This is a genomic window from Synechococcus sp. PCC 6717, from assembly GCF_022698185.1.
In the GTDB taxonomy this organism is placed as follows: domain Bacteria; phylum Cyanobacteriota; class Cyanobacteriia; order Thermosynechococcales; family Thermosynechococcaceae; genus Thermosynechococcus; species Thermosynechococcus lividus.
On the sequence record NZ_JAKLTV010000002.1, the window covers coordinates 294,096 to 313,073 of the forward strand.

Here is an 18,978-nt window from a genome sequence, read left to right on the forward strand (position 1 = left end):
CAGCCAGCATGGTGGAACGCCTGCGGCAGCTACAATCCGAGCAGATTTATGAGTGGGTGGGTCGGGTTCCCTTAGACGGCACCCCGCTGCAACGGCTTCCCAAGGTTGCAGCCGATGCCTTTGCCTTTGAGGTGCTGACCCATGACTATGCATTAACTGTGGGCAATGGGGCATTATCGTTTCCCTTAATGAGTGTGGTGAAGCCGTTTTTGTTGCTCTATGCCCTCACGCATTGGGATCAGCAGGTGTGGGAGTGGGTTGGGCAGCGTCCCTCCGAGTACCCGTACAACTCTGTCTTGCAATTAAGCTTGGATCAGGGGTGGCCCCGAAATCCGATGATCAACAGTGGAGCGATCGCCTTGGCCAGCCGTTTGAGTCAAGCCGGTGGCGTGGCTGCATTTCAAGAGTGGCTGAATCAGTGTGCGGGGACAGCCTTGACGGTTGATCCGGTTGTGCTTGCAGCGGTCTATCGCCATCCTAACTGGCACAATCGCAGTTTGAGCTACTACTTGGCAGAGGCGGGTAGCATCACAGATGCAATGGCCGCCTTAGACAGCTATAACCAAATCTGCTGCCTTCAAGGGACCATTCACGATGTTGCCCGCTTGGGACTGCTTCTGGCGTGCCCCCATCCTGCAATTCGCGATCGCCATCGCCACATAGTGAATACCCTGATGCTCATGTGTGGCCTCTACGAGGATTCGCCCCGCTATGCCCTTGACATTGGCTTGCCCATGAAATCTGGAGTGAGTGGCCTTGTCCTAGCAGTGGTACCTCAACAGGGGGCGATCGCCTGCTATAGCCCTCCCCTTGATGCCAGTGGTAACTCTGTCTTGGGGCTGCACCTCCTCCAGTGTATCAGTCGCCACCTCAGCCTCAGTCCCTTGAGCTAGGTAAACTCAGTAAACTCAGTGAACCTCACAGCTTGAAAAATGTCTCAAATTCTCACCGTATCTTGCAAACTGGAGGTGTTGCCGCAGCAGGCTGAAACACTTGATGCGGTGCTGGCTGCCGTTGCAAAATGCTGTGAGATCGATAGATAATCAACCTACAAACGTTGTTCCCTTTTGCAAATGTATTGTCGGACATCACTCTCATTACACTAACGAGGCTAGGACATGCAACCCCCTAACCCCGACCAGTTTACCGACCTCACGGTACCTCTGGGCACGGGCAGCACCGAAGGAGTTTGGCAAAAACCGCTACTATGTTGAGTAACAATTTTAGCGTTGCCTATTCGGATGAGTCCCTCGACCCGCAGTCCTGACCTTGAGGTGGAACAACTCCCCCAGTTATTACAGGCCGCTCGTGCCCGCTATCTGGCCGGGGAGCGATCGCCAACGGTTGTCAAGCCTCTGTGTCAAGCCCTGCGAGCCATTTTAGAGCGCAGTATCGATCCCAATGGCGACAGCCAGCAACGGGGGGGCTACCTCCAACGCCTCGTTGAAGCCTATTTTCGCTTATTTCCCCGCTGTTTGGACGGTGTGAGCCGCACTCAACTGCAACAGCAATCGCTCCACAAAACCGTCCTGCGGCTGCTGCAAATTCCCGCTACAGTGATTCAGGATGAGTACAATCGTCTCAATCGGGGACACTATAACGGCCCACTCAAACAACTGGTGCTAGCGTTTAGTCGGCCAGCGCTGATGCAGCGCACCCCACCCCCAACCCTCACAGAAGCAGAGTGTTTTCTCGCCTTTTTTATTCAATGCTTGCGCCAAGAGCTGGGAGCCAGCGTTCTGCTGACCCCCCAATTTCGCCAAGAGTATCGGGATCTGCTGCGCACCGTTTGCCTTGGCAGTGCTGACCCCGATCACTGTCAAAGTAATCTTATAGGATGGCTATGGGAAGCCATGAAATCCTTTGACCCGCTGAAGCCCTTTAGTGCCAGCGGCCATGGCCGACCCACCTTTGAAGCATGGGTTCGCACCGTTGTCAGCAATAAGCTGGCGGACGAAAAACGAAAACTGCTGAAACGGGAAGCGGATGAACTGCTATTTTACGAAAGCCGCGCCCTGCAAGTCTTTCAGGATCGCTACAGCGCATCGCCGCCAGAGATTCAGCGGGAGATTGACCCCAAGGCCTGCATCAGCCTGATTACGATTGTGCAAACGGAAATTACCGATCCGCGCATCCGCGCCTCCACCGCTCGCCTGCGGCAGCACATCGCCCAACTACTCGGTTGGAGCATTGAATATACCCGCGATGTCCATCAGCAGGTGCGGCGCATTTTGGGGCGTTACGTCCAGTCCACCCGCTCCTTGAATATTTGCTCCACTGATAGCAACCAAGAATGGATTGATAACTATCCTGATGCCCGCTCTCTACCCAGTAACAGTGGCCAAGGCATTGAATGTATGGTGGACTTTCTCAATGATCCCCAAACCCCCACATGGGTACGGGACTGGTGTGAGCGGCGCCGCACCCAAGCGGAAATTGCCCGCGAACTCTTTGTGAGCCAACCAACAATTTCCCGTTGTCTGGGTCGTGAATATCGCCTCTGGCTCTACCGTAAATTCTTTCAAGATCCGCAGATTCCTGAGTGGATGAAACGCTGGTATGACACCCAATCAATTCCCAGTCCCCATCAACGGCGGCAAACTCGACGGGAGATTCACCCCGAATATGCCCGTGGTACCTGCACTGCGAAGCAAATTGATGACCAAATAGAAACCAAACTCGCCCAGTGGTGCGATCGTAACGGCATTTACTATCTTCCCTAGGCGGTTTGGCTCAGTTTCTCGTACTTGGTTTGGATAATAACTGCTATGACTTCTTTCTTGGCACCGGTTGTTCCCATTCGTTCCCTGACATTAGATGCCGCCCACGCCGTCCTCAAGGAGTGCCGCCCAAGCCGCCAGCAACAGGTACTGCCCTATCTTGTAGCTCTCTATACATTTATTGACTGGTGGGAACATGAAGGGGTGCTGAGTAAGGCAGACGACTGGGAGGATGTGCCTCCACAACTTACCCTTAGTACAACATGGTGTGAGCGTCCAGATGTTTTAGATTTACTCGATATTGCGGATCTGAATTTGGAAGGGGTGCAACTGGCTCTTTATCCTGTAGAGCAAGGTAAGGCGCTAGAAATCCACTGCCCCACCTTCTTAGGGGTGGTGAATGCTGATATTGCGGTTGCTGTTGCCCTGGATCGCGATCGCCGCTGGGCACGAATTCTCGGCTTTAGCGATCGCCAAACCCTCGTCAATCATTGGCAACAGTTCCCTGCGAATGCCCAAGGCTTCGGTACCTTTCCCCTAGAGCAACTGCAACCCATTTACTATCTTGCAGAGCAAATTAGCTTCCTGACTCCGCTGCCGGAAGCCCCCCCCAAAGCTGCCCCCACCAAGGGCAATACCTATGGCGAGCCGTTGCACAACATTCCAGAGTTGGCCGCCTTACTACAAACCCTTGAGAGCGAGCCTCCTCTGGAGCGCTCCAGCATCGATCAAGCAGCGGTACAGCGTCTTTTGCAAGCGCTTCAGCAGGGCTATGGCACTCCGGCCTCGGAAACTCCCTTATCGCGGGACTAGATCTCAGCGACTGCTCGCTCAATTAAGCGGCGTGCTAAGGTCTGAACCCCTGTGTGGTAGTAATAATTCGTGGTCATGTCGAGGAATGCCCCTAAGTAATCAAGGTTATCCTTCGAGAGTTCAATAAAGTTCTGTAAACTGTTCACCACCTTTTCGGGCGTTAGATCCCGCGAGGCCACAAACTGACTCATCCAACCTTGCACCGCGCCAACGCTTTGGAGAATAAAGCCCAACTGACCCGCAGGGCTGCCGCCGGGGACAACGCTACTAATGGCCTTGAAGGTTGGATTTTCTTGCAGGTCGTTGGGTTGCAGACTGTGGAGCGTGTTGAGACATTTCAACAAAAAGTCGGGGCCTAAGGGAATTAAGCCATCGAAGCAGATCAGTGCCGCCATACGCATTAAGGATTCGCCACCATAGTCCCCGAGGGCGCGGAGGAAGTCACTGAGGCTGTCCCCCGGAATCCCGTTGATTTGGCAGAAGGCAAGGATCTCAACAATCAGTTTAATGCTCAGATCAATGGCTTGTGCCCGCTCGGGTTTTGGGGTGATTTTGTCGAGAAAGCCAAGGAAGGAGATTTTTTCACCGACCTTGTTCGCTAAGGCGGCGGCACCTAGGAGTGCGTCGGTATTATCCACGGTTTGGTACAGCCACAGTGCCCGCTGATACCCCTGCGACCGATCGTTAAACAGCCGTACAGCGCGCTCGCCAATTTGTCGCACCAAGGCTGGATCGGTTTCTCCCGTCACATGGCGGATGGTGTTATCAAAGCCAACAATATTCTGCCACTGTCCGGGGATGACGAAATCTAGGGCTTTTAGCGACATCACCGTAATGCCGCCGCTGGGAAGTTGGTCAACAACTTTGAAGATGGCCTCGCTCACGGAATCTCCTTATGACTGGGGGATAGGTTACTGCGCTAGTTGCGCCAAACCAGCTAGGTCAAACTTTTCAATCCAAGCGCGGCGATCGCTGGCGCTAAAGCTTGGATCGCGGGAGAGCACTTTCACCTGATACCGATTGGCCACCAGAATGGCGGTTTGAGTGGTACCAATTTYGAGGGCAGGGTAACCCGCAATGGTAGTGGTGCTGTTTTGGAATTTGGCAGCGGCGTCCGGCAGACTAATGGTGTCTGAAATCGCTAGCATGGCAAGGTCTTTGCCATCTTTTTTGAGTTTTGCTTCCGCAAACCCTTTTTTCTCTTGCACGTAAATTCGCTCGTAGCCATCACCCTCTGGGGGAAAGAAGCGGTTAAATTCACTGCCTTGGGTGGCCTCGCGAGCCACTGCTGCCGGAGCATTGCGCTGGGTGCTCTCCTGCTGAACCTGTTGGTAGGGTGACGGAGGTGTAGCGGCACAACCAGTCACCACTAAGGTGAGGGCTAGCAGTAGGGCGGTGAACCAGCGGGTGAACGGCATTATTGTTCCCTATTCCAACACGCTGATTCTAGCTTAGAGGGTTTGGCCTGCGACCAATGTTGCAATTCTCTTAACGTCTTGCCATTCTGCGTGGGTGAGCGGTTCGGGGGTTAAGGTGACGTGCCACTGCTCGGCAAAGGCGCTCAGGAGAGCGTCTTGTACCCGCTCCGGTGGCGGTAAGGCCAATGAATGGGGTGCGCAGCCAAAGACCTGCTGCCAAAGATCACGGTTGGGTTGCAGGAGAATAGAGCCGTGCTGGAGGACGCGATCGCCTCGCCAGCCCTGAGCACTGCCGATGATCTTCTCACCACTGAGCAGGGTAATATCTGCGGCGGTGGCGGKGGCAAAACAGTTGACGGGTTGTTCCCCGTAGGCACTGAGGGCTGCATGGCCAAACGCTAGGGAATACCCTAACGCTTCCCAGCCCTTGAGGAGAAACTGGCAGAGTTGCCTATAGAGGTGATGGCGCGATCGCCCTAGCCCCCACACCACAATACTGTAGGTCAGATCCCCTTGGTGAAGCACCGCCCGCCCACCGGTGGGTCGCCGCACTAGCGAGAGGGGTTGCCCTTGCCACCCCAAAGAGCGCCAAGATGCTGGGAACTGCCGCTGATGATACCCCAAGGAAATGGCAGCGGGTTCCCATGTATAAAAGCGCAGGCAGGGGCGATCGCTGTGGTGCCACAACCACGTATCGATGGCCATTTGTAAGGCACCCGTGGTGGCGATCGCTGGAATGTAGCGCCAGTTCAAATCCCCTTGCAAGGGCATCCTAGTAAGTAGGAACGGTGGGATCGACCTCTTGGCTCCAAGCGTTAATCCCCCCCTTGATGTTAATCCCCTCAATGCCCGCTTGCTTCAAGATTGCCAGTGCCTTGGCCGAGCGTCCCCCCATCTTGCAGTGCACAAGAAGACGATGCCCATTCACCAGTTGACGGACTGTTTCGATCCCAGTGCCGTTTTCAATCTCTGAGAGGGGAACCAAAACTGAACCCGGGATTTTGGCAATCTCGTACTCGTTCGGATTGCGGACATCCACCAGAACATAGTCCGTCGCACCGCTATCTAGGAGGTGTTTGAGTTCCTGAACCGTCATTTCTGGAATGTCTGCCATTTGCGCTGCCTCTTGGGCTTGGGCTTGTCGAATACCGCAAAATTCTTCATAGTCAATGAGCTTGTCGATGACAGGGCGCTCTGGATTGGGGCGCAGTTTTAGCTCGCGAAACGTCATCTCAAGAGCGTTAAACAACAGCAGCCGACCACTGAGGGTAGTGCCCTTACCAAGAATAATTTTGATGGTTTCTGTGGCCTGAATCACGCCAATAATGCCCGGCAAAATACCCAGAACGCCCCCCTCTGCACAGGAGGGAACCAATCCCGGGGGTGGCGGTTCAGGATAGAGATCGCGATAGTTAGGACCACCTTCGTAGTTAAACACGGTGGCTTGGCCTTCAAAGCGGAAAATAGAGCCATAGACATTGGGCTTGTTGAGCAATACACAGGCATCATTCACCAAGTAGCGAGTTGGGAAATTATCTGTGCCATCCACCACAATGTCGTAGCTTGCGGCAATATCGAGGGCGTTAGCGGCATTCAGACGGGTTTCGTAGAGATCCACTTGGCAGTAGGGATTAATCTCAAGGATGCGCTGCTTGGCCGACTGAATTTTCGGCTTGCCCACCCAAGACGTGCCATGGATGATTTGCCGTTGTAGGTTAGAGCTATCGACAACATCAAAGTCCACAATGCCCAAGCGGCCAATGCCTGCGGCTGCAAGGTATAGCAGCAAGGGGGACCCCAGCCCACCGGTACCAATGCAGAGTACGCTAGCGGCCTTGAGGCGTTTTTGTCCCTCAACGCCCACTTCCGGCAAGATCAAATGGCGCGAATAGCGCTCATAGTCATCTTTAGTTAGTTCAATCGTTGCAAGATCAGGATTTAGCATGGTGAGAATGCAGTAAGGTCAAGCTGATCTAACCTGATCAGCAAAGGTGAGGGGTTAGTCTCTCCATTGTACTCAGAGAGTCCTCTCGCAACGCTCTAACTTGCAAGTGGTCTCAACGAAGATGAGTGTCGCGAGCCGTTCATCCAAATCCCTCGCCCTTACCAATATGCAGTGTACTGCTTCGCCGATGGGGGTGGTTGAAGGGTTTAGAGGACTGGTGCAGAATCCCCATCTGTTAGGGCAGGGGAATATGCCAACATAGGACTATTGAGTCAACACTATACGCTCTCGGCATGGATATTAAACAGGGATTTGTGGGTACTATTGGTCAAACGCCCCTCATTCGCCTCAACTACTTTAGTGACCTGACAGGTTGTAACATTTTAGGCAAAGCTGAGTTTCTCAACCCCGGTGGCTCCGTTAAAGACCGGGCTGCGCTCTACATTATCGAAGATGCCGAAAAAAAAGGATTACTCAAACCCGGTGGCACGGTTGTTGAAGGGACGGCTGGGAACACGGGAATTGGCTTAGCCCACATCTGCAATGCCAAGGGCTACAAGTGCCTAATTGTTATCCCCAACACCCAATCCCAAGAGAAAATCGACCTGCTGCGCACCCTAGGTGCCGAGGTGCGAACCGTGCCCGCCGTTCCCTACAAAGATCCCAATAATTACGTCAAGCTCTCGGGGCGGATTGCGGCGGAAATGGAGAATGCCATCTGGGCAAACCAGTTTGATAACCTTGCGAACCGCCAAGCCCACTATGAGACGACTGGTGCGGAAATTTGGCAGCAAACGGATGGCCAAGTGGATGCATGGGTTGCAGCCACGGGAACGGGTGGCACCTATGCTGGCGTGGCACTATACCTGAAGGAAAAAAATCCGGCTATTCGTACGGTGGTGGCAGATCCGATGGGCAGTGCCATCTATAGCTATGCCAAAACGGGAATCCTTAGCAGCAGCGGCAACTCAATCACGGAAGGGATTGGCAATAGCCGCATTACCGCCAATTTAGCGGGCGCACCCATTGATGATGCCATCCAAATTACTGATCAAGAGTGCCTGGAGGTGATCTATCAATTGCTGCATTACGATGGCCTGTTTATGGGTGGGTCAGTGGGCATCAATGTCGGTGCAGCCCTACGCTTGGCCAAAGAACTTGGCCCCAATCACACTATTGTCACAGTACTATGCGACGGTGGCTCCCGCTATCAGTCTCGCCTCTTTAACCCGGAGTGGCTAGCCAGTAAGGGACTCACGGTTCCTGAGATTAAGAAACCTTAAGGACTGGGAACAAGACGCTAGGGCTACCGGTCACAGGAGGGCAAGTAGCCCCTAGGCGTGGGTGTGGATTTTTGCACTGCTTGTGTGCTGTCTAGGTGAAGGATCAAGTTTGCCGTGAAACAAAGACGCTGGTTCCTGCTGTTAATGAGTGTGGTGTGTGGGCTAGCCATTGTCCTGCACCCCGGCATGGTACAGGCTCAAAACCTTTGGCAGCGCCTCCTGCTACAGGGAGTCCAAGTTCTCCAACTGTCCAATATTTCACCGCGACAGGAGGTGGCGCTTGGGCAACAGATTAATGACCAAATGCTGCGGCAAGGAATGCGTATCGTTCGCAATCGGGCAGCTCAGGATTACATTAACAGCATTGGCCAACGATTGGTGAGTGTAGGCGATCGCCGCGGTTTGCCTTACCAGTTTCAGATCATTCAAGACCGACAAGTGAATGCCTACGCAACCATGGGCGGGTTTGTGTATGTCACCACCGGGCTGATGCTGCGGGCTGAAAACGAGGCCGAGCTAGCCAGTGTGATTGCCCACGAAATTGGCCACATTGACCAGCGCCATGTGATCCGGCAGCTACAGCAGACCGCTATTGCCCAAGGACTGATGACCGCCGCTGGTTTGGATCGCGATCGCGGCATTCAACTGGCGATGGAACTGGCCTTCCGCCGTCCCCGTAGCCGTGAGCAGGAATTAGACGCCGATCGCTATGGTCTCAACCTGTTGACCCGCAGTAATTATGATCCGCGGGGAATGGTCACCTTCCTGCAAAAGTTACGACAGCAGGGGGGAACCCCACCAACCATTTTGAGCACTCACCCTGCCCCGGGCGATCGCCTCGCCATTGCTGAGAACTTAATTCGGTCTGGTTTAGGGAATGCGTGCTTGCATACCCCGCAGCCGATGTGTGGTACCGATACCATTGCCTATCAGCAAACCCTGCGTTCGTTTAGCAACTAGGCTTGCTCTCGCCACCGCGCATAGCGACCTAAAGCAGTCAAGGGAAAATGCTGTTGGTAGTAGTGGTACTTCAGGTAAAAATGGCAAGGAAACCCCGTCCCCGTAAAATAATCCTCATTCCATGTGCCATCACTACGCTGGGTTTCTAGGAGGTAGGTTACCCCACGCTCAATTGCCGCTGTTGCAGCCTCCCCCGTCGCCTCTGCCGCCGCTAGCAGGCCAATGAGCGCCCACGCCGTTTGCGAAGGCGTACTATCCCCTTTGCCTTTCAACGAGGGATCATTGTAGCTCCAGCAGGTTTCCCCCCAGCCACCATCCCTATTTTGGCACTGCACTAACCATTCCGCCGCGCGGCGAATTCGCCAGCGATCGTAGCGGGGAGCAACCAGAGCTAACGCGGAGAGCACCCCACTGGTGCCATAGATATAATTCACCCCCCAACGGCCAAACCAGCAGCCTTCCGGTTCCTGCTCATTGCGCAGGTAAGCCAAGGCGCGATCTACTGCCGTGCTGTCAAACGAAAGAGCGCATCGCCCCACCATTTCCAGCACACGTGCCGTTACATCCGCCGTATTCGGATCAATCATCGCCTTGAGATCGCCGTAGGGAATAGCATTCAACCAATCTTGGTCGTTGTCCACATCAAAGGCTGCCCACCCTCCCGGACGGCACTGCATTGAAGCCACCCATGCGGCAGCACGCTCCATGGCCTGTCGTTTCACCTTTTCGTCAGGAAGTGTGACCGCCTCTAACGCCATCACCACCACGGCGGTATCGTCAACATCTGGGTAAAAGCGATTTTCAAACTCAAACGCCCAGCCACCGGGCTGACCCGTTTTATTTTTAACGCACCAGTCACCATAGTCGAGAATTTGCTTTGAGAGCAACCACTCCCCTGCCTTGACCAACGCAGGATGATCCGCAGCTATCCCTGAGTCCACCATTGCCCGCATCACCAGCGCCGTATCCCACACCGGCGAGACACAGGGCTGCACACGGTACTCCGTCTCTGTTTCAATGGCAAAGCGATCAACCGCCGCCATTCCCCGCTGCACAATCGGGTCATCCACTGCATAGTTCAGAACCCGCAGCGCCAGTAGGGAGTTCAGCATCGCCGGAATAATGCCCCCCCAGTCACCGCTGGCCTCTTGTCGCTCGAGCACCCATTTTTCTGCTGCCTTGATCCCTTCCTGCCGCAGAGGGGTGAGATTCCATGCTTCGCAGACCTTGAACACCTGATCCAAGCCAATAAACACATCCCCCCAGTTACCTTGGCGCGGCAGTTCATAGGATGCATTGGCGCGGCCTTCCACGTACAGTTCATCGAGGCTAAGGGCAGGCTGCATCGGATAGACAGGTTTGCGATCCATCACAATCAGCAAGGGCACCGTACTCCCTCGTGCCCAACTAGACATGTCATAGATGGTGAACGGGCTGCCCTCAGGCAGGAGCATAATCCACGGCGGCAGTGAAGGGATCCCCCGCCAGTCATAGCACCCCAAGAGGGCAAGATGCAGCTTGGTAAAAATACGGGTTTTGGTAATGCCGCCCCGTGCCAGAATAAACTGTCGGGCTTTGACTAGGGCAGGATCATCCACGGGAACCCCCAGCAGCCGTAACCCCATGTAGGCTTCGACACTGGTGCTGAGGTCGCCGCCATCACTGTAGAACAATTCCCAACCACCATGCTCTCGCTGGTGAATGCGCAGGTAATGCTCGGCTTTAGCTAAAGGAAGTCGCTGCTCAGTGCCCCAAATTTTGTGCAGCAGAATTACCTCTGCCGTCATTGTGACATTTGACTCCAATTCCGCCCACCAGTAGCCTTCTGGATATTGCTGGGAGAGTAAATAGTCTTGGCTAGCGCGAATGGCCTGTTGGAGCTTCTGTTGATCAATGGCAGGAGCAAGTTCAGTGTGCATGGGGTTCCGGTTGTTCACTGAAGGTTAGTTTAGCCGTGGCGATGCCCTGTCGCAAGTTGTGCGACGTTGAGCTAGGATCAGTACTTATGTCTCTCCGTCAGCAACAACATCCCCTCATTCAACGCTTGGCCGATCGCATCGAGCAGATTTGGCAGACTCACCTGCAGCTTGCTCCTTACGAGTTACCCGCAGACCTTGGCTATGTTGAAGGCAAACTGGAGGGAGAGCGCCTCGTCATTGAAAACCACTGCTACCAAGCTCCTCCCTTTCGCAAACTGCATTTAGAATTGGCACGGGTGGGGAACACCCTCGATATTTTGCACTGCGTGATGTTTCCGCAGCCAACCTATGATCTGCCCATGTTTGGCTGTGACTTAGTGGGAGGGCGTGGGCAAATTAGTGCTGCCATTGTTGATCTGTCTCCTGTGACTGGGGAGCTACCCCCTGCCTACACTACTGCCTTGAATGCACTGCCCAAAATAGCTTTTAGCCAGACGCGGGAACTGCCGCCATGGGGCTATATTTTTTCGCCATTTTGCCTTTTTATTCGCCCCCAAGGTGCTAGCGAAGAGCAGCAATTTTTAGATCGCATTGGCGACTATCTAGCGCTTCACTGCCAGCTAAGCCAACAGAGCACCCCCCTCCTCGATCCCCAGCCAGTGATTGCTGGTCAACAGCAATATTGCCAGCAACAACAGCAAAACGACAAAACACGGCGAGTCCTTGAAAAAGCCTTTGGTCACGATTGGGCGGAGCGGTATATGACCACTGTACTGTTTGATGCACCATAGCCACCCATACTCTAGTCAAAGGGTTGTCTGAAGCTTGCTTGCAGGCAAGATCAAATCAGCCTGTGGGTCAAGACTGACCAATTGAAGACTGTTTTTTAGGGCAATCAATCAGTTGATGTGGTCAAGGCACCTAGAATCTAGGGTTCCATTGGCGAACACCCTCTGCTATACTCAAAGATCGCGATGAATGGGTCGGTGCCCGAGTGGTTAATGGGGGCGGACTGTAAATCCGTTGGCTACGCCTACGCTGGTTCGAATCCAGCCCGGCCCATCAAGACAAAACACCTCATAAGGTTGTATTTGTAGCCAAATCATAGCTGCTTGGCTGCTTTTTTCTCTGTTTTCTTACCAAATTCAACACTCGTGGATAGCTACATGTAGGGCTCAAGAATAGAGTGATGACAGGGCACCATCGCATCTCCACTGTTGGCGCAGTTCTAGAGAGGCAATCGTTCACTTCTGGTCGCTAGCTAGGGATTTGAGGGCTTGCTCCAGTTCCTTTTGGGAGCGGGGCATCCAGTGTTGTCCCCGTAGTCGCCGTAGCATTTCAAGCGCCTCTTCACGGCTTTGGCCGGTATTTTGCTGATGGCGTTGCCAAAAGTCATCCCACCAGCCGGGAGGTTCCTGCTTACTGCCGGTATATTCTGTGGGTCGCCCTGTATCCCCATCAATAACAAGGCTGCCCACATAATCGGCATTACTATAGACCTTGGCGATCTGATCGTGAATGTGGCGCATATCCGCTGCCGAGACAACGCCATTATCGGTAGCTTTATAGAATTGCACCGTGACGCGCACGGGGAATCGCGGATCTCGTTCAATGGGTAAATTATCAATTTCTGTAAAGGGACCTTCCACCTTGCCGTGGCTAATGACAGCAGCCTCTACATTAGAGCGACTTAGACCGGTAGGGGCAGCCGACTCAAAGACAACAGATGGAGCAGGGAACACGGACATTGGCTGACGGGGGCGTGGGGTTTGTTTGAGGGGGACTTGAATGAGCATGACCATATTCATACCAGCGGCTTCTGCTTGGGTAGAGGTGATCTCGCTACCACCGCTGATAACGCCAAAGTCACTGGCGCGCTGTCCCACAAGGCTCGCTCGCTCGCCATTTTTGTTAAAGAAGAGCCGCTGCCCCCACGTCATTCCTGCTTCAAAGGCATCCCGCTTGTTGTCAATGATAGTGGCACTGGTGCCTTGGCGGGTCACAAGAATGGTTAAAACCGCCGGATTTTTCTCATAGCTTTGGTAGTTAAAGAGGACGGGGTTAAAGGTGGCTTCTCCTTGAGCGGGAATTGGTAAGAAGCAGGCTTGGGCACTTACGAGGACGTGGCTGTCGCGCGCAGCAAGTAACGAACGCCGGTTCCCAGCCCAAGAACGGGGGTTGTGCAGGTATTTTCGGAAGTTCCCTAAAAGTTCCTTTAAGCTGACCCGCTCTAGGGGTTTGCCTTTTTCATTCCCCACAAGGATAAAGAAGCGCTCGAGGGGAATATCCGCAGTGCGATCGCTGAAATTGGGAAAGCGAATCACGGGCATGAGGCTGAGTTCGTAGGTTTTAGTGCGGGGGTTGTATTGTTGAATTTGAATGGTCATGTCGCTAATGTTGGGGCCTACCGCAGAGTTCTGATAGCGGCCTGTATCTTCCCATGTCACATCTAGGATGTTGAGGCCGTACTGCTGTGCTAGGCGTTGAGCCTCAGGATTGTGGATCATGCTGCGGGTTTGCTCAATGACGTGGCGGTAGCGATCGTACTCAATGGGGGTCGTCGTTGGTGACGGGGGGGTAGAGGCCACGGATGGCGTTGTGTCAATGCCCCAACTGGGTTGACTCTGGGCAGGTTGGATCATAATGGCATCTCCTTGGGGGAGCGATCGCCCCGATAAACTGAGTCCTAAACCAAAAACAGCCGCAAGGGTAAGGCTAAGCTTGAGTGGCGCAGACATAGGGCACATCCTGAGGGTAGGCTACTGTCTAGCCTAGACAAGGTATCGCAGCATAGGATGGTGGTTTCACTTTTTGCAACATCACAGGTAGATCACGATATGCAAACTGAGGTTCTGGTGGTGGGAGGGGGCACAGGGGGAGTTGCTGCTGCTTTAACCGCTGCTCGTTGTGGTGCTAAAACCCTGTTGGTAAGCGAAGAGCCATGGTTAGGGGGTATGCTCACCAGTGCTGGGGTGCCTGCGCCTGACGGCAATGAGCTATTGGCATGGCAAACGGGGGTGTGGGGACGGTTCCTGCGGGCGATCGCCCAACGACAATCCCATGGCTTAGATCATGCGTGGGTGAGCTTTTTTACGTTTGAGCCTAAAGTGGCTGCTGCCATATTCCATGATTGGGTGACGGCCAGCCCCAACTTAACGTGGATGGCCGGTCACACTCCCCAAGCGGTTTTGCGTCGGGGCGATCGCATCACCGGGGTAGAATTTAGTGCCTTTACCGTCTATGCAGAGATTACGATTGATGCCACGGAACTAGGGGATCTGCTGCCCTTGGGAGAGATTCCCCACCGTTGGGGGTGGGAGTGGCAGCCAGAGACCGGTGAACCCTCGGCACCCCGTGCCCCGAATGCGCTGACCACAACCTATCCTGTGCAAGCCCCCACGTGGGTAGTGATGTTGCGAGATTACGGCAGTGGTGAAACAGCGCCAGAGATTCCGCCGTCTCCCCTGTGGGATGATCATAAGTTTGAGGGAGCATGGCAGGGGTACGATCCAGAGCACTTCTTGAACTATGGCCGCCTGCCGGGCGATCGCTTCATGCTCAATTGGCCGCAGCAAGGGAATGACTATGGGGTGAACCTAGGGCGATTAGTGCAGTCTGCCACTGCTAAGCAAGAATTTCTGCAAGAAGCCCGCTGGCACAGCCAAGATTTTGCTTGCTACATACAACGCCACTTGGGTCGCCGTTATGGTCTTGCCGAGGATACCTTTCCCGTCCTACCAAACCAGCTTGGTGGGGGAGCCTATGCCTTGCATCCCTACTACCGTGAAAGCCGCCGCCTGATTGGCCTAACCACCGTGCAAGAGCAAGACATTTTGCCAGTGGCGGGGGGCATCGTAGCCCCAGCTCCGAGCACCGTAACAGGGCGCTATACAGGGGTGGCGATCGGGAATTATGCCAACGATCATCATTATCCGGGACACAACTTTGCCCTTGCGACCAAATCCATTCGCTGGGGCGGGCGCTGGACCGGTACACCTTTTATGATTCCCTACACCTGTCTGATTCCCAAGGACATCGACGGCTTCTTAGTAGCTGAAAAGAATATCTCGGTGACCCACATTGCCAATGGGGCAACCCGACTGCAACCCGTTGTAATGGCGATTGGTCAGGCGGCAGGTTGGCTGGCCGCTACTGCCGTTCAGCAACACCGACAGCCTCGGGATCTGGTTGATAGCTTAGATCTTATACCCCTCATTACTGAGCATCGGCAGGCGATTTTTCCGTTTTTCAACCTCCACCCCGATCACCCAGAATGGGAAGACTGGCAATGCCACACCCTCCGCACCTTTGAGGCCACACGTCCCTTGAGCGGCTACGCCCCCTTGCAAACCCCCGCACCAGACCCCTCCCCTGAGGGCTTGGTCTCTGTTTGTGGTGAGTTCCAAAAACTAGGGGACCAGCAATACCAACTTCTTGAGGGCGATCGCCAGTGGCCGTTGGTCACCCTGCGCTCAACGATCAATGACCGTCTGCACGAGTGTGTAAGCGGTCAGCAGGTACACATTATGGGGGTTGTCAATCCCTATGCACCATGGATTCGCGTTGAGATTCTTGACAGCTAAAATAGCCGTGGCGGTTGGCAGCTGCTCCATGCCTTAAGCAAATAGTGTTATGACACCCTTTGGTACAATGACATCGCCAGTCTCTTGAAACCTTGGCATGACCATCACCGCCCTTGGAATTGATTTTGGTACCTCCGGTGCCCGGGCGATCGCCCTCAACGCCAAGGGTGAGATACTTGCCAGCACTCGCCGCACCTTAGCCCAGCCAGATAATCCTCAAGAATGGGCGGCAACCCTGTGGGAGTTAATTCAGGAGATTCCCCTTAAAGTACGGCAACAGATCCAGCGCATTGCCATTGATGGCACTTCTGCCACGGTCTTATTGTGCAATCCTGACGGTGACCCCATTTCCCCCGCTCTTCTCTACAACGATGATCGTGCTCAAGAGTCCCTCAAGGTATTAGCAGGCATCGCGCCAGCCAATCATCTCGTCCTCAGTGCCACTAGTAGTCTTGTGAAACTGCTGTGGTTATGGGAGCACTACCCCACAGCAGGCGGTTATTTCTTGCACCAAGCAGACTGGCTAGCCTTTTTGCTCCACGGCCAACTGGGTATATCGGATTGGCACAATGCCCTCAAATTGGGGTATGACCCCGCTGCCGAGACCTATCCTGACTGGTTTTATCATCCCATCCTTGCCCCTTTGCAACCGTTGCTCCCTAAGGTTGTTGCCCCTGGAACAGTCATCGGCACTCCAACAAGGATAGCGCAATCGTTGGGACTGTCGTCAGAGTGCCAAATTTGTGCAGGCACCACTGATAGTATTGCTGCCTTTTTGGCCAGTGGTGCCCATCACGTGGGGGATGCGGTAACGTCCTTAGGCTCAACCCTAGTGCTGAAACTTCTGAGTAACCGTCCTGTGCAGGATCGGGCAGCAGGAATCTACAGTCATCGCCTTGGCGATCTCTGGTTGGTGGGGGGTGCCTCTAACTGCGGTGCAGCAATTCTGGGACAATTTTTTACCCCTACAGAACTAGAGCATCTCAGTCGCCACATCAATCCTCAGCAGCCTACGGGGTTAGACTATTATCCCCTCCTCAGGCGAGGAGAGCGTTTTCCCGTTAATGATCCGCACCTTGAGCCGCGTTTAGAACCACGACCTGCTGAACCCCATTTGTTTTTGCAAGGACTTCTAGAAAGCCTCAGCCGCATTGAACAACAGGGCTATCAGCGATTACAAACCCTTGGTGCGTCACCACTGCAACGGGTTTGGACAGCAGGGGGAGGTGCCCATAATCCAGCATGGCTAGCCATTCGTCAACAATTTTTGGGGGTGCCCGTGGCCATTTCGCCGCAAACAGAGGCGGCCTACGGTGCTGCACTCCTTGCCTGTGGCTCAACCAACTCCTTACAAAATCGACAACAAAGCTACCCTTTTACAAGCGGCTGCTGAGCACACATTACTGGTTTTCAACGCTCTATGTGTAGCAGCTATTTGGAGAATTCGTATTATATCCCCATAGCTAAAGCTAGGGGCTTTACGGCGCTTTTTCGGTAGAATAGAGTTTCTGTGCTGTATCAGTAGCGATCCATGCGCCTGTCGCAAATGCTTTTTGTCACCTTGCGGGATAACCCTGCGGAAGCGGAAATTCCCAGCCACAGGCTATTGCTGCGGGCTGGCTATATTCGCCGCATTGCCAGTGGGGTGTATAGCTACTTACCCCTGATGTGGCGGGTGCTCCAGAAGGTGAGTGCCATTGTACGCTCCGAAATGGATCGCAGTGGTGCCCTTGAGTGCCTGCTGCCGCAATTGCAGCCCGCTGAGCTATGGCAGGAATCTGGCCGTTGGGATACCTACACCCAAGCAGAAGGCATTATGTTTGCCCTCACGGATCGGGCAGAGCGGCAGTTGGGGCTAGGCCCAACCCATGAAGAGGTCATTACCACCCTTGCTAAGGATCTGATTCGTTCCTACCGGCAGTTACCGGTGCACCTGTATCAAATTCAAACTAAGTTCCGCGATGAAATTCGCCCCCGGTTTGGCCTGTTGCGGGGACGGGAATTCATCATGAAGGATGGCTACTCCTTCCATGCTGATGTGGCCAGCCTTCAGGACACCTATCAGGTGATGTACGACACCTACAGTCGTATCCTCAGCCGTTGCGGTCTTACTTTTCGGGCAGTTGAGGCAGATTCGGGGGCAATTGGCGGCTCTGGCTCCCATGAATTTATGGTGCTAGCCGATGCGGGTGAAGATGAAGTGCTCTATACCGCCGATGGTGAGTATGCTGCCAATGTAGAAAAGGCGGTGTCTGTGCCGCCAGCGGCTGTACCTAGCCCCTATAGGAAAATGGAAACCCTCAGCACCCCCAATGCAACCACCATTGAGGCATTAGTGGCGCAACTGGGCTGTGATCCGACCCAGATTGTCAAAACGGTTCTCTATCGTGCTGGGTTTGATAATGGTTGCTGCGGCTTAGTATTGGTGAGCATTCGTGGCGATCAAGAGGTGAATGCGGTGAAGCTTCAGAATGTGCTGACGGGTTTAGCTGCCAACTATGGAGCCAGTAAACTGTTGGATCTGAGGGTGGCCGACGCTGAAACCGCGCAGGAGTGGGCAGCACAACCCTTACCCTTTGGTTATATTGGGCCTGATCTGCCGGATACGTATCTAAAAACCACGGCCAACCTCATTCCCCAATTTATTCGAATTGCCGATACAACGGTGGCCGAGCTGAAGCGGTTTGTCACGGGGGCGAATAAGGCAGAGCACCATCGGGTTGGGGTGAACTGGGGCAACACCTGTGCCCTGCCAGCGTTAGTGGTGGATGTGCGCAAGGCGCAAGCGGGCGATCGCGCCTGTCATGATCCAACGCAGTACTTAGAAACTGCCCGTGGGATTGAAATTGGCCATATCTTTCAACTGGGCACTAAGTACTCCCAAGCTATGCAGGCTACCTATACCAATGAGCAGGGGGAGGAGGTGCCCTTAGTGATGGGGTGCTATGGCATTGGTGTCTCCCGCTTAGCCCAAGCTGCTGTGGAGCAGCACCACGATGCCAACGGGATTATCTGGCCGTTGGCGATCGCCCCTTATCAGGTCATTATTGTTGTCCCCAACATCACCGATCCCACTCAGATGCACTTGGCCACTGAACTCTACACCAAGCTGCAAACAGTCGGAATTGAGGTGCTGCTAGATGATCGCGATGAGCGTGCTGGGGTCAAATTCAAAGATGCGGATCTCATTGGAATCCCCTATCGGGTGGTAACGGGGCGCACGAGTGCCAAAGGGGAGGTGGAATTAGTAGAGCGCGCTACGGGCAAAACCGTGACTCTCTCTGTGAGCGAGGCGATCGCCTATCTGCAACAGCAAGTAGATCAGCTTTGACATTCC

General features: G+C 54.1%; 15 protein-coding genes and 1 tRNA gene. 10 read left to right on the forward strand and 6 right to left on the reverse strand.

Features of this window, described 5'->3' with window-relative positions; genetic code table 11:
• Positions 1-8 precede the first annotated feature (8 nt).
• The 3 genes from L5470_RS03965 (at position 9) to L5470_RS03975 (ending at position 3,533) form a co-directional block, all read left to right on the forward strand.
• Entirely contained in the window at positions 9-893 is an 885-nt protein-coding gene (locus L5470_RS03965; protein WP_499498288.1) for a glutaminase, read from the forward strand.
• 348 nt (positions 894-1,241) lie between these two features.
• Positions 1,242-2,723 carry a hypothetical protein gene (locus L5470_RS03970; protein ID WP_099797615.1) on the forward strand — a complete coding sequence of 494 codons (1,482 nt, stop codon included), beginning with the start codon at positions 1,242-1,244 and terminating at the stop codon, positions 2,721-2,723.
• Positions 2,724-2,768: 45 nt separating this feature from the next.
• The gene (locus L5470_RS03975; protein ID WP_198406074.1) at positions 2,769-3,533 is read left to right on the forward strand and encodes a hypothetical protein; all 765 of its coding nucleotides are present in this window, start codon (positions 2,769-2,771) and stop codon (positions 3,531-3,533) included.
• Here L5470_RS03975 and L5470_RS03980 read toward each other — a convergent pair.
• The 4 genes from L5470_RS03980 to moeB are packed head-to-tail and all read right to left on the reverse strand — an operon-like array spanning position 3,530 to position 6,896.
• The gene (locus L5470_RS03980) at positions 3,530-4,417 is read right to left on the reverse strand and encodes a hypothetical protein (RefSeq protein WP_099797616.1); all 888 of its coding nucleotides are present in this window, start codon (positions 4,415-4,417) and stop codon (positions 3,530-3,532) included. The two genes, L5470_RS03975 and L5470_RS03980, sit on opposite strands and share 4 nt — an antisense overlap.
• A 27-nt stretch (positions 4,418-4,444) precedes the next feature.
• Positions 4,445-4,951 carry a hypothetical protein gene (locus tag L5470_RS03985; protein ID WP_499498290.1) on the reverse strand — a complete coding sequence of 169 codons (507 nt, stop codon included), beginning with the start codon at positions 4,949-4,951 and terminating at the stop codon, positions 4,445-4,447.
• A gap of 33 nt (positions 4,952-4,984) precedes the next feature.
• The gene (locus tag L5470_RS03990; RefSeq protein WP_499498292.1) at positions 4,985-5,722 is read right to left on the reverse strand and encodes a lipoate--protein ligase family protein; all 738 of its coding nucleotides are present in this window, start codon (positions 5,720-5,722) and stop codon (positions 4,985-4,987) included.
• A gap of 1 nt (position 5,723) precedes the next feature.
• Entirely contained in the window at positions 5,724-6,896 is a 1,173-nt protein-coding gene (gene moeB / locus L5470_RS03995; protein ID WP_099797619.1) for a molybdopterin-synthase adenylyltransferase MoeB, read from the reverse strand.
• 293 nt (positions 6,897-7,189) lie between these two features.
• On the opposite strand from moeB, the gene L5470_RS04000 reads away from it, so the two are divergent.
• Entirely contained in the window at positions 7,190-8,179 is a 990-nt protein-coding gene (locus L5470_RS04000; protein ID WP_099797620.1) for a cysteine synthase A, read from the forward strand.
• A gap of 114 nt (positions 8,180-8,293) precedes the next feature.
• Positions 8,294-9,139 (forward strand): M48 family metallopeptidase, encoded by an 846-nt coding sequence (locus tag L5470_RS04005; RefSeq protein ID WP_227517458.1) that lies wholly within the window; start codon positions 8,294-8,296, stop codon positions 9,137-9,139.
• On the opposite strand, the gene shc is transcribed toward L5470_RS04005, so the two are convergent.
• Positions 9,136-11,058, reverse strand: coding sequence for a squalene--hopene cyclase (shc, locus tag L5470_RS04010; RefSeq protein WP_499498295.1), 1,923 nt, complete (start codon positions 11,056-11,058; stop codon positions 9,136-9,138). The two genes, L5470_RS04005 and shc, sit on opposite strands and share 4 nt — an antisense overlap.
• Before the next feature lie 41 nt (positions 11,059-11,099).
• Between shc and L5470_RS04015 the strand changes: the two genes are divergently transcribed.
• A complete protein-coding gene (locus L5470_RS04015; protein ID WP_499498343.1) occupies positions 11,100-11,849 on the forward strand; it encodes a phycocyanobilin:ferredoxin oxidoreductase in 750 nt (249 codons plus the stop codon).
• A gap of 189 nt (positions 11,850-12,038) precedes the next feature.
• A tRNA-Tyr gene (locus L5470_RS04020) sits at positions 12,039-12,120 on the forward strand.
• A 182-nt stretch (positions 12,121-12,302) separates the two neighbouring features.
• Here the strand turns inward: L5470_RS04020 and L5470_RS04025 are convergent.
• Positions 12,303-13,796, reverse strand: coding sequence for a hypothetical protein (locus L5470_RS04025; protein WP_499498297.1), 1,494 nt, complete (start codon positions 13,794-13,796; stop codon positions 12,303-12,305).
• A gap of 99 nt (positions 13,797-13,895) precedes the next feature.
• Between L5470_RS04025 and L5470_RS04030 the strand changes: the two genes are divergently transcribed.
• From L5470_RS04030 to L5470_RS04040, 3 genes are all read left to right on the forward strand, one after another.
• Entirely contained in the window at positions 13,896-15,641 is a 1,746-nt protein-coding gene (locus L5470_RS04030) for an FAD-dependent oxidoreductase (RefSeq protein ID WP_499498299.1), read from the forward strand.
• Between the two features lie 97 nt (positions 15,642-15,738).
• A complete protein-coding gene (locus L5470_RS04035) occupies positions 15,739-17,034 on the forward strand; it encodes an FGGY-family carbohydrate kinase (RefSeq protein WP_099797625.1) in 1,296 nt (431 codons plus the stop codon).
• Between the two features lie 138 nt (positions 17,035-17,172).
• The gene (locus tag L5470_RS04040) at positions 17,173-18,972 is read left to right on the forward strand and encodes a proline--tRNA ligase (protein ID WP_099797626.1); all 1,800 of its coding nucleotides are present in this window, start codon (positions 17,173-17,175) and stop codon (positions 18,970-18,972) included.
• The last annotated feature ends 6 nt before the right edge of the window (positions 18,973-18,978 follow it).